The 12,225-nt window shown below is 66.9% G+C and carries 8 protein-coding genes; 7 read left to right on the top strand and 1 reads right to left on the bottom strand.

The window, feature by feature from the left end; translation table 11 throughout:
- Nucleotides 1-72: 72 nt before the first annotated feature.
- A complete protein-coding gene (locus tag KO516_RS02215) occupies nt 73-687 on the bottom strand; it encodes an SCO family protein (protein WP_216002180.1) in 615 nt (204 codons plus the stop codon).
- 87 nt (nt 688-774) lie between these two features.
- On the opposite strand from KO516_RS02215, the gene regB reads away from it, so the two are divergent.
- The 7 genes from regB to addA all read left to right on the top strand — a co-directional run bounded on the left by regB (nt 775) and on the right by addA (nt 12,199).
- Complete coding sequence (gene regB / locus KO516_RS02210; RefSeq protein WP_216002179.1) at nt 775-2,160, top strand: sensor histidine kinase RegB; 1,386 nt, start codon at nt 775-777, stop codon at nt 2,158-2,160.
- A 79-nt stretch (nt 2,161-2,239) separates the two neighbouring features.
- Nucleotides 2,240-3,766, top strand: coding sequence for a PAS-domain containing protein (locus KO516_RS02205; protein ID WP_216002178.1), 1,527 nt, complete (start codon nt 2,240-2,242; stop codon nt 3,764-3,766).
- 41 nt (nt 3,767-3,807) lie between these two features.
- Nucleotides 3,808-4,296 carry a tRNA (adenosine(37)-N6)-threonylcarbamoyltransferase complex ATPase subunit type 1 TsaE gene (gene tsaE / locus KO516_RS02200; RefSeq protein ID WP_216002177.1) on the top strand — a complete coding sequence of 163 codons (489 nt, stop codon included), beginning with the start codon at nt 3,808-3,810 and terminating at the stop codon, nt 4,294-4,296.
- On the top strand, nt 4,293-5,249 hold the full coding sequence (locus tag KO516_RS02195; RefSeq protein ID WP_216002176.1) for an aminoglycoside phosphotransferase family protein: 957 nt from the start codon (nt 4,293-4,295) through the stop codon (nt 5,247-5,249). The genes tsaE and KO516_RS02195 overlap by 4 nt, the downstream gene beginning before the upstream one ends.
- Nucleotides 5,234-5,914, top strand: a complete 681-nt coding sequence (locus tag KO516_RS02190) for a nucleotidyltransferase family protein (protein WP_371742017.1) — start codon at nt 5,234-5,236, stop codon at nt 5,912-5,914. The genes KO516_RS02195 and KO516_RS02190 overlap by 16 nt, the downstream gene beginning before the upstream one ends.
- A complete protein-coding gene (gene addB, locus KO516_RS02185; RefSeq protein ID WP_216002175.1) occupies nt 5,907-8,825 on the top strand; it encodes a double-strand break repair protein AddB in 2,919 nt (972 codons plus the stop codon). The genes KO516_RS02190 and addB overlap by 8 nt, the downstream gene beginning before the upstream one ends.
- Nucleotides 8,822-12,199 carry a double-strand break repair helicase AddA gene (addA, locus tag KO516_RS02180; protein ID WP_216002174.1) on the top strand — a complete coding sequence of 1,126 codons (3,378 nt, stop codon included), beginning with the start codon at nt 8,822-8,824 and terminating at the stop codon, nt 12,197-12,199. The genes addB and addA overlap by 4 nt, the downstream gene beginning before the upstream one ends.
- The last annotated feature ends 26 nt before the right edge of the window (nt 12,200-12,225 follow it).

Below are 12,225 nucleotides of genomic sequence, written 5' to 3'. Positions count from 1 at the left end.
CTCCCGATGCAGGTCTTTGCCTGCAAAGGTTCATACCCAAGCCCTGCCGGAGGGTCAAACACCGCGTGGCAGTTACATGTGGTCGATGAAGCACCCCACCGTCTGCGCCATATCATCTGGCGTTGCCTCGCGGCGGAAGAACTCGGCGAATCCGGTTTCGGGCAGCACGAAATAGGTGAAGGTCGAATGGTCGACGAGGTAATAGTCGTCGCCGGTGTCGTTCTTCTTGTAATAGGTCCGATAGGCTTGGCTTGCCGCCTTCACCTGCTCGGGCGATCCGGTCAGGCCGATCATCTTGTCGCTGAACACCTCGGCATACTCTCCCACCACCTCGGGCGTGTCGCGCTCGGGGTCGATCGAGATGAACACCGGCGTCACGTCATAGCCCTGCTCTTCGAGGATATCGACCGCCTCGGCGTTGCGCGCATTGTCGAGCGGGCAGACATCCGGGCAGAAGGTATAGCCGAAATAGACCAGCGACGGCTTGGTGATCACATCGGAGTCGGTCACCGTATGCCCGGCGCTGTTGACCAGCGTGAACGGCCCGCCGATGGCCCCGGCGCCGCCCGCGACCGCAGTTGCGCGGCAGCTGGCGAACTGGTCATCCGACCCCCGGGTGTAAAGCCACGCTCCGGCGGAAACGACGACAAGGGCGGTGGCGGCAGCGGTAACGGCGATCCAGCGCATGGAATCCTCCCGTGATGTGATTGCGGAACCTGCCCCGCAGACTTAACAATCGCGGTCGTGGGGATAAAGAGACGAAAGCGCGCAGCCATGAGTCAGCCGGATCTGGGATTGCTCGAGGAGGGCCAGCGCAGCAATTTCATCCGCCTGCGCACGCTGATCATTCTGCGCTGGGTCGCCATCGTCGGCCAGCTGACCGCGATTTCCGTCGCCCGCCAGCTGTATGATCTGCAACTGGAACTGGGGCTTTGCTATCTCGCCGTGGGCGTGTCGGTGGTCGGCAATCTCATCGCCATGTTCATCTATCCCGAAGACAAGCGCCTGTCCGAGGCCGAGAACTTCCTAATGGTGATGTTCGATCTGCTGCAGCTGTGCCTGCTGCTGTTCCTCACTGGCGGGTTGCACAACCCGTTCTCGCTGCTGGTGCTGGCCCCGGCCACGGTTTCGGCGACGGTGCTGTCGTTGCGCTCGACCGTGCTGATCAACGCCACCGCCGTGGCGCTGATCACCTGCATGGTGTTCGTCTACATGCCGCTGAGCACCCAAGACGGGACGATCTTCGGATTGCCCGATGTGTTCATCTTTGGCCAGTGGACGGCGCTGGTGATCGCGCTGCTGTTCATCTCGGTCTATGCACGGCGCACGACGAACGAGATGAACGCCATGTCGGATGCGCTTGTGGCAACGCAGATGGCGCTGGCGCGGGCGCAGAAACTCAGCGATCTGGGCGGCGTGGTCGCCGCCGCCGCGCATGAGCTGGGCACACCGCTGGCAACGATCAAACTCGCCTCGGCAGAGCTGATCGAAGATCTGGACGAGTTCCCCGAGATGCAGGAAGACGCCCGCCTGATCCGCGCCCAGGCCGATCGCTGCCGCGACATCCTTCACGGCATGGGCCGCGCCGGCAAGGACGATCTGCACATGCGCCACGCCCCCCTGTCCGAGGTGCTGCGCGAGGCCGCCGAGCCGCATGAAAATCGCGGCAAGACCCTGACGATGGAATTTGCCCCCCTGCCCGGCGGTGGCCCTCAGCCGCAGGTGTTTCGCCGCCCCGACATCCTGCACGGGCTGCGCAACCTCGTACAGAACGCGGTGGATTTCGCCCGCACGCAGGTTTGGATCGACGCCAGCTGGGACGACCGCCGCATCGTCGTGCGCATCCGCGACGACGGGCCGGGCTTCCCGCCGCATCTGATCGGACGGCTTGGCGATCCGTTTCTGCGCCGCCGCCGCAGCGATCCCGGCCGCAACGCCCGGCCCGGATACGAAGGCATGGGGCTTGGCCTGTTCATCGCCAAGACCCTGCTGGAGCGCAGCGGCGCCGAGCTCAGCTTTGCCAATGGCGCAGAAGAGGGCGAAGGCACCGAAGGCGCGCCCAATGGCGCCATCGTCGAGCTGACCTGGCCCGTGGCCAAGGTGGTGGCCACTGTTGCACCGAACACGCCGCTTGGCGAAAATCCCTTGATCGAAACCTGACCCGCAGTCACAACTTAACCGGTAATTAACCTTCTACTTTTAGCTGTCTGTCCGGTTAACAGTTTGTCAGGGTCACGTTGTGGAACTGCTTGTCATTATCGCCGCCGGTATCGGCGCCAGCTGTGCCGCAATCTTCGGCGGGCTTCTCCTGCGCACTGCGCGTATCCCTGCCGACGATCCGCCAAGCCCCGGCACCCGTCCTCGTGGCAACCGGGTCGAGATGTTCGTGACCGATGGCCGACTGGTCGATGCCACGCCGCAGGCCCGCCAGTTGCTTGATTGCACCCCGGACGAGAGGCTGATCTGGGATGACCTCGCCGAGGTGCTGCGCGCCCATTTCCCCGCCTTCCCCGAAGCGCCCCCCAGAGATCGGCTGGTGCTCGACGCCACCGGCGATCCCGACACCCATATCGAGATCCGTCCCGAAGGGCGCAGCCTGAACCTCAGCATGACCGGGCCGTCGCTCGACGCGGGCGAATACCTGCGGCTGCGCACCGAAATGCGCGATCTGTCACGCCTCAGGCTGGCGTTTACCCGTGCGCCGTTTCCGGTGTGGCAGACCGACCGCGCCCGCAAGGTGGTGTGGTCCAACCCCGCCTTCACCGATGTGGCGCTTCAGGCCGGGCAGGCCGATAATGCGACACCGCCCTTTGCCGTGCTGCCCAACGAGGCCGAAGAACTCTACATCAGCCGCACCAGCATCGGCAAACGCGAGGATGGCACGCAGAGCTGGTTCGAAGTGCAATCCTATCGCCTCGCCGATGGCTGGCTGCATTTTGCCCAGAACATCGACGCGGTGATCCACGCCGAAGCGACGCAGCGCAATTTCCTGCAGACGCTGACGCGGATCTTTGCCCATCTGCCCATCGCCCTTGCGGTCTTTGACAAGGACCGGCGGCTGGTGTTGTTCAATCCGGCGCTGATCGACCACACCAACCTGCCGGCGGAATTCCTGTCGTCACGGCCCAACCTGCTCAGCTTCTTCGACATGCTGCGCGAACGGCAGATGATGCCCGAGCCCAAGGATTACCGATCCTGGCGCGACAAGCTGTCCGAGGTCATCGCTGCCGCAAGCTCGGACCTGTACACCGAGGTCTGGAACCTGCCCGTTGGCCTGACCTATCGCATCACCGGACGGCCCCACCCTGACGGCGGCGTCGCCTTCCTGTTCGAGGACATCACCTCGGAAATCAGCCTCACCCGCCGGTTCCGCCAAGAGATCGAGGTGACGCAATCGGTGCTCGACAGCCTTGGCGATGCGGTGGCGGTGTTTTCGCAGCTCGGCACACTCACCTTCACCAACGCCGCCTACCGGGACATGTGGAATCTGGACCTGGACGGCAGCCTTGCCGACACCTGTATCGCCGAGTCGACCCGGCTGTGGCAATCGGCCTGCAAGTTCAGCCCGATCTGGTCAGACCTGCGCGATTTCGTGATGACCGAGCGGGATCGCGCCGGCTGGGACGCCGAACTGATCCGCAGCGACGGCCAAAGGCTGCTGAGCCGGGTCGAACCGCTGGCCGGAGGCTCGACGCTGGTGCGCTTTTCCGCGCTTCCCGCCGACGCCGGCAACCTGCGCCGCAGACGCGAGAATGTTGACGCCTGAACAAGGCTTGCGCCGACCGGGGGGCACGGTATCCTTGCGCCATGATCCAGCCGCGCACCTTTACCCTTCCCACCCCCGACGCAACCTGCGCCCTTGCAAGGGCGCTTGGCGCGCGGCTGCGTCCCGGCAATGTTCTGCTGCTGTCGGGCGGCATCGGCGCGGGAAAGACCCATTTCGCACGATGCCTGATCCAGTCGCTTCAGGATCACCCCGAAGACGTGCCCTCGCCCACCTTCACCCTCGTGCAGGTCTATGACAGCCCGTCGGGCGAGATCTGGCACGCTGATCTCTATCGCCTCTCGAACCCAGACCAATGCCTCGAGCTGGGGCTGACCGACGCCTTCGATACCGCCATCTGCCTTGTGGAATGGCCCGACCGGCTGGCCGGGCTTACCCCGCAAGGGGCGCTGTCGCTCGAGTTCACCGCCGGTGATCCTGAGGATCTGCGTCACCTGTCCCTTGCCTATTCCGATCCGCGCTGGACCGACATCCTGCGGGACCTGGGCGCGCAATTCGAGGCCAGCTCTTGACCGACCCGTTCCTTGATGCCGCGGGCTGGGGCGGGGCCAGAGCCACTGCGCTCGCAGGCGATGCGTCCGCCCGCCGCTACACCCGCCTGTCCCGCAACGGTGCAACCGCGATCCTGATGGACGACCCAGACGGCGACGTGGCGCTATTCGCGCGCCTGTCGCGGCACCTGTGCGGGCTTGGTCTCAGCGCGCCGCGCATCCTTGCCGAAGCGCCGGGGCGATTGCTGCTCGAAGATCTCGGCGACGGGCTGATCGCGCGGCTGGCCACCGACCCCAAAACCGAAGCGCAGCTGTACCGCGCCGCCGTTGACGCGCTGACGGAGCTGCACCGCCACCCCGCGCCGCCGCTTCTGCAGGCAACGCCGCAGCGGCTGGCGCAGATGACCGATCTTGCCTTTGATTGCTACGCGCCGGATGCGGCGGCAGCAAAACCCGCCGTGATCACTGCCTTCGAAGAGGCGCTCAGCACCCATGCACCCGGCACCGACGTCATGGTGCTGCGCGATTACCATGCCGAGAACATCCTCTGGCTGCCCGAACGCAGCGGCCCCGCCCGCGCCGGGCTGCTCGATTTTCAGGACGCGCTGGCCGGGCACCGCGCCTATGACCTCGTGTCGCTGATCGAAGACGCCCGCCGCGATCTGCGCCCCGGCATCGCCGAGCTGTCGATACGCCACTATCTCGACGCAACCGGGCTGGACGACGCCCCCTTCCGCGCAGCCCTTGCGGTACTGGGCGCGCAGCGCAACCTGCGCATCCTCGGTGTGTTCGCCCGGCTGGCTGCGAGTCGCGGCAAGCCGGGCTATATCGACCTTGTGCCCCGTGTCTGGGGCCACCTGCAAACCGACCTGCGCCACCCGGCGCTGCGCGACATCGCGCGCCTGCTCGGCGCGCTTCCCGAACCCGACGCTTCGCGTCTGAACAGGCTGAAACACCCGTGCCCGACGCCCTGATGCTGTTCGCCGCCGGTTTTGGCACCCGCATGGGTGCGCTGACCGCCGAGCGTCCGAAACCGCTTGTGCCCGTCGCGGGCAAACCGCTGATCGATCACGCACTGACGCTTGCCGATGCATACGGGCCGCTGCGCCGGGTCGCCAATGCCCATTACCACGCCGATCAGATCGCCGCGCATCTGACCGGGCGTGACGTTGCGATCAGCGTTGAGACACCGCAGATCCTCGATACCGGAGGGGGCCTGCGCGCCGCCTTGCCGCTGCTTGGCGACGGGCCGGTGTTCACCATGAACACCGATGCGATCCTGACCGGGCCGAACCCACTGCGGCTTCTGGCCGAGGCGTGGCGACCCGAGACCATGGATGCGCTGCTGCTCTGCGTGCCGCTGGCGCGCGCCGTCGGGCGCAAGGGGGACGGAGATTTCACGCTGTCGCAAGATGGGAAAATTTCCCGCAGCGGGGATAACGTCTATACCGGCCTTCAGATCATCAAGACCGATGGGCTGCTGGGCATCGATGAGACGGCATTTTCGCTCAACCTGCTATGGAACTGCATGGCCGAGAACGGACGCCTGCACGGGCTGAGCTACCCCGGCCAATGGTGCGACGTTGGCCACCCGGAGGGCATTGCGCTGGCCGAAAACATGCTGGCCGCCGATGTTTGAGCGCCTCGATCATCCGCGCGTCTTTGCGCTCGAACCCGGTGTGGATTTCCCCCGCGCGCTGGTGAACGGCTTGCGCGCCCGCATGGCCGGACAGCCGCCCGAAGCGATGGCCCGCGTCGAGCTGATCGTCAACACCACCCGCATGGCGCGCCGCATCCGCACGGTGTTCGACGAAGGCCCCGCCACGTTGCTGCCACGGATGCGCCTGTTGTCCAACGTATCGGACCCGGTGGCGCTTGCCCGACTGCCCGCGCCGGTGCCGCCGCTGCGCCGCAGGCTCGAGCTGATCGGGCTGGTATCGGGACTGCTCGACGCGCAACCCGATCTTGCCCCGCGCGCCTCGCTGTTCGATCTCGCCGACAGCCTTGCGACGCTTATGGATGAAATGCAGGACGAGGGCGTCACGCCCGACGCCATCGCCGCGCTGGATGTCAGCGACGAGTCCGGGCACTGGCAGCGCGCGCAGCAATTCCTGATGATCGTGCAGCGCTATTTCGACGGTGCCGAAGAGGCGCCGGATGTGAACGCCTTTCGCCGCCTTGCGCTGGAGCGCCGCCTTGCGGAATGGGAACAGGCGCCGCCGACGCACCCGGTGATCCTTGCCGGTTCGACCGGCTCGCGCGGGGGCACCAACCGGCTGATGCAGGCGGTGGCACGTCTGCCGCAGGGCGCTCTGGTGCTGCCCGGCTTCGATTTCGACACGCCCGAGACGGTGTGGAACGGCCTGAGCGACGCGCTCTCGGGCGAGGATCACCCGCAGTTCCGCTTTGCCAGACTGATGGCCGAACTTGGGCTGACGGCGGATGATATCCCGCGCTGGACCAGCGATCACCCGCCCGCGCCCGAACGCAACCGGTTGATCTCGCTCGCGCTTCGGCCCGCGCCGGTGACCGATCAATGGCGCGAGGAAGGCCCGCGCCTGCAAGCCTTGAGCGAGGCGACCGAGGGGCTGACCCTGATCGAGGCGCAAAGCCCGCGTGACGAGGCCACCGCCATCGCGCTGCGCCTGCGTCAGGCTGCGCAAGACGGTGTCACCGCCGCGCTCATCACCCCCGACCGGATGTTGACGCGGCAAGTCACCGCCGCGCTGGACCGCTGGGAAATTTTCCCAGACGACAGCGCCGGTGTGCCGTTGCAGCTGTCGCCGCCGGGGCGGTTCTTGCGGCATGTCGCCGATCTGTTCGGCGGCGATCTGACCGCCGAGGCGCTGCTGACGCTGCTCAAGCATCCGCTGACCCACAGCGCACAGGGGCGCGGCCCGCATCTGCGCGCCACCCGCGAGCTGGAACTGCAGATCCGCCGCAAGGGCTGGCCGTTTCCGCGCCCCGAGCAGATCCGTAGCTGGGGCGAGGCCGAAGATATGGCCGACTGGGCCGAATGGCTGATCGACGCTTTCTTTCCCGCGCGCCAGCCGCACCAGCGCCCGCTGGCCGATTGGGTCAACGCGCATCTCGCCGCCGCCGAGGCCATTGCCGGGGGGCCGGATTCGGAACTGTGGAAACAGGCCGCCGGGCGCAAGACCCGTACGGTGGTCGAGGGGTTGCAGGCCGAAGCCGCACATGGCACGGCGCTCGACGCGCGCGATTATGCCGATCTTTTCGCCGCAATCCTGTCGCGCGCGGAACTGCGCGACAACGACGCGCCGCATCCGAAAATCCTGATCTGGGGCACGCTTGAAGCGCGGGTGATGGGGGCCGATCTGCTGATCCTCGGCGGGCTCAATGAGGGCTCGTGGCCCGAACTGCCCGGCGCCGATCCGTGGCTGAACCGGCGGATGCGCCATCAGGCCGGGCTCTTGGTGCCCGAAAGGCGCATCGGCCTTGCCGCGCATGATTTCCAGCAGGCGGTGGCCGGGCGCGAGGTTGTGATCACCCGCGCTCTCAAGAGCGCCGATGCCGAGACCATCCCGTCGCGCTGGGTCAACCGGCTGATGAACCTGATGAACGGCCTGCCCGGTCAAGGCGGCCCCGAAGCGCTGGCGGCGATGCGGGCACGCGGTGCGCATTGGCTGGCGCTGGCGCGCGCGCTGGAACGGCCGGTGCCGGTGCCCGCCGCTCCACGCCCCTCGCCCGCGCCGCCCGCCGGGGCGCGGCCCAAAAGCCTGTCGGTCACCGAAATCAAGACGTTGATCCGCGACCCTTTCGCGATCTATGCGCGGCGGGTGCTGCGGCTGTCCCCGCTCAACCCATTGCAGCGCGCCCCTGATGCGATGTTGCGCGGCACGCTGGTGCATGAGGTGCTCGAAGCCTTCGTTCAGGACAGCGTCGCCGACCCGTCCGGCCTGACCGAACGCGCCCTGATGGCCCGCGCGGCGCAGATCCTGCAAGACCCGGAGATCGTGCCATGGCCCGCCACCCGGCACCTTTGGCAGGCCCGGCTTGCACGGGTCGCGGGCTGGTTTGCCGAGTCCGAGCGCGCCCGCCAGACCCTCGCCCGCCCGGCGCAATACGAGATCATGGGCCATGCGCCGATCCCCGCGCTGGATTTCACCCTGCGCGGCAAGGCCGACCGCATCGACCTTGATGAGCGCGGCGGGGCGCATCTTTACGATTACAAGACCGGCGGCGCGCCGTCGAAAAAGGAACAGAAGTTCTTCGACAAGCAGTTGCTGCTAGAGGCGGCGATGGTCGAACGCGGCGCCTTTCGCGACTTCGCGCCAAGCCATGTCGCAAGCGCCACCTTCGTCGCACTGAACCCTGCGGGAGAAATTCCCGCACCGCTTGACGAAGTCCCCGCCACGCAGGTCTGGCAGGAATTCGAGGCGCTGATGACCGCGTGGGCCGAGCCCGATCGCGGCTACACCGCCCGCGCCGCGTTGCTCAAGGAAACCGACATGTCCGATTACGATCATCTTTCCCGATTTGGAGAATGGGACGTGATCGACCCCGCCACACGCGAGGCGCTGGAATGAAGCGCGACGAGGCAACCGAAGCGCAGGTGCGCGCCGCGCGGCCCGATGCCTCGACATGGCTGGCGGCGAACGCGGGTTCGGGCAAGACGCGGGTGCTGACCGACCGGGTGGCGCGGCTGCTGCTGGACGGGGTGCTGCCCGAGCACATCCTGTGCCTGACCTATACCAAGGCCGCCGCGACCGAGATGCAGAACCGCCTGTTCCGCCGTCTGGGCCATTGGGCGATGCTGGATGATGACGCGCTGCGGGCCGAACTGCTGGATCTGGGGCTCGACGGCATGCTTCCGGGCGAGCGTCTTGCACAGGCGCGCACGCTGTTTGCCCGCGCCATCGAAACGCCGGGCGGTCTGCGCATCCAGACCATCCATTCGTTCTGCGCCTCGCTGCTGCGCCGGTTTCCGCTCGAGGCCGGGGTGTCGCCGCAGTTTCACGAGATGGAAGACCGCGCCGCCGAGCTTCTGCGCGCCGAGGTGCTTGATGCGCTGGCGGTAGAGGCCGCGCCGCTGGTCTCGACGCTGGCCTTTCACATCACCGCCGATCCCGCGCCGCTGCTGGCCGAGATCTGCGCCAACCGCGATGCCTTTCTTCCGGCGCGCAGCGTGGCCGATCTGGAGGCGCTTTACGGCCTGCCGCCCGGCCTGACCGAAGAGACGCTGCTGGGGCAGGTCTTTCTTGGCGGCGAGATGGATCTGTTGGCCCGAATGATCCCGGCGCTGGCGGGCTCGGGTGCCAACGATCAAAAGGCGGCAGCGGCGCTGGCGCGCATCACCGCGCCAGATCTGGCGGCACTTCCCATCCTCGAGAGCGTTTTTCTCACCGGTTCTGGCGCAAAGGAGCCCTTTACCGCCAAGATCGGCAGCTTTCCCACCAAGGGCCTGCGCAATGGCGCGCTTTCGGCTGAAATCGACGCGCTCGACGCGCTCATGCGCCGGATCGAAACCGCGCGCGAGCAGCGGCTTGCGCTGGCCTCTCTGGGGCGTGAAATCACGCTGCACCGTTTTGCCAGCGCCTTTCTGCCCGCCTATGAGCGGGAAAAGCAGAAGCGCGGCTGGCTGGATTTCGATGATCTGGTGACGCGGGCGCGCGATCTGCTGTCCGACCCGCGCGTGGCGGAATGGGTGCTGTTCCGGCTTGACGGTGGCATCGACCATATCCTTGTCGACGAGGCGCAGGACACCTCGCCCGTACAATGGCAGGTGATCGAGCGGCTGGCGCAGGAATTCACTTCCGGCGACGGCGCGCGCACCGATATCCGCCGCACGATCTTTGTCGTGGGGGACAAGAAACAGTCGATCTACAGCTTTCAGGGGGCCGATCCCAGCGAGTTCGACCGCATGGCTGCCGAGTTCGCCGAGCGGCTGAGACCGACCGACGCACCGCTGTGCCGGATGATGCTGGAATACAGTTTCCGCTCGGCCGAGCCGATCCTGCGGCTGGTGGACAATTGCTTCGAGGGGCGAGAGGCGGCGGGGTTTTCCCCCGATCAGACGCACCGGGCGTTCAAATCCGCCATGCCGGGGCGGGTTGACCTGTGGCCGCATGTCGAGAACACCAAGGCCGAAGACGACGACAGCGACTGGTTCGAACCGGTCGACCGGGTGGGCGAGCGGCATCATTCGGTGGTGCTTGCGGGCCGGGTCGCGGGGTTCATCGCCAAGACCATCGGCACGCCGCTGCCCGAGGAGATCGGCCATTCGGGCACCTATCGCACCCGTCCTGCCCATGCCGGTGATTTCCTGATCCTCGTGCGTGGACGCGGGCGGCTGTTTACCGAGATCATCCGCGCCTGCAAATCGCTTGGCCTGCCGATAGCCGGTGCGGACCGGCTGAAGGTCATGTCGGAACTGGCGGTCAAGGATATCGGCGCGCTTCTGGCCTTTTTGTCGACCCCCGAAGACGATCTGTCGCTGGCCACCGCGCTGCGTTCGCCGCTGTTCGGGCTGTCACAGCAGCAGCTTTTCAGCCTTGCCCAGCCGCGCAAAGGATACCTGTGGGCAGCGCTGCGCAACGCGCGGGAAGATTTCCCGGATGCGGTCCGGGTGCTGGACGATCTGCGCGGACAGACCGATTTCCTACGCCCCTACGATCTGATCGAACGCATCCTGATCCGCCACGACGGGCGGTTGAAGCTGCTCGGCCGGCTTGGCGAGGAGGCGCAGGATGGCATCGACGCGCTGCTTGGGCAGGCGCTGGCCTATGAGCAGACCGAGGTGCCCTCGCTGACCGGGTTCCTTGAATGGATGCAGACCGACGATCTGGAGATCAAGCGCGCCCCCGACAGCGCCGGTTCCCGCATCCGCGTGATGACGGTGCACGGGGCCAAGGGACTGGAAGCGCCGATCGTGATCCTGCCCGATTGCGCCCGCCCGCGCGCCGATATCCGCGATCAGCTGCTGAAAGCCGATGGCGGCACCGTGTGGAAGGCGTCTTCGGATGCGCAACCGCAGGTTCAGGCCGACGCGCTGCAGGCCGCGAAAGAGGCGGATGCCCGCGAACGGGACCGCCTGCTCTATGTGGCGCTGACGCGGGCCGAAAAATGGCTGGTGGTCTGCGCCGCTGGCGAACTCGGGAAGAATGGCGAGGCGTGGTACGACAAGGTGCGCGTCGGGATGGACCGGTCGGGCGCGCTGCCGGTACAGTATGATTTCGGAGACTGGGGCGGCACGCTTGACGGCTGGCGGCTCGGCACGCAGGACTGGTCGTCACTGCCGCTGGAGACCCCCGCCGCGCGCGCCGTCCCCACCACCGACCTGCCGGATCTGTTCCGCTTGCCCGCGCCCGCGGTTGCCGAAGCGGCCAAGGCGGTGTCACCGTCGGATCTTGGCGGCGCCAAGGCGCTTGGCGGCGATGCGGGCGAGGACCGCGACGAGGCGATGCGGCGCGGCACGCTGCTGCACCTGCTGCTGGAACATCTGGCCCCGCTGCCCCCCGAGGCGCGGGCCGAGGCGGCCCCGCATGTGATCGCCATCGCCGAAGACCCGCCCGCCGAGACCGAAACGCTTGTCGCCGAGGCGCTTGGGGTTCTGGCCGCGCCGGCGTTGGCGCGACTGTGGCAGGGTAGCAGCCTGTCCGAGGTGCCGTTCAGCGCCGATCTGCCGGGGATCGGGAGGCTGCATGGCATCATCGACCGGTTGATCGTCAGCGATGACAGCGTGCTGGCGGTGGATTTCAAATCCAACCGCACAGTACCGGACACCCCCGAGGCAACGCCCGAGGGCATCTTGCGCCAGATGGGCGCCTATGCCGAGGCGCTGGCGCAGATCTGGCCCGGACGGCGTATCGACACGGCGATCCTGTGGACAGGCACACGGCAGCTGGTGGATCTACCACACGATCTTGTGTCGCGGGCGCTCGACCGCGCAAGGGCGGCTTGACGATTGCGCGCAGCGTTCCTAGGTTC

This window comes from Citreicella sp. C3M06, assembly GCF_018860705.1.
Taxonomy (GTDB): Bacteria; Pseudomonadota; Alphaproteobacteria; order Rhodobacterales; family Rhodobacteraceae; genus Salipiger.
The sequence above is the reverse complement of the archived record's forward strand: the minus strand, read 5'-3'. Positions and strand labels throughout refer to the sequence as shown.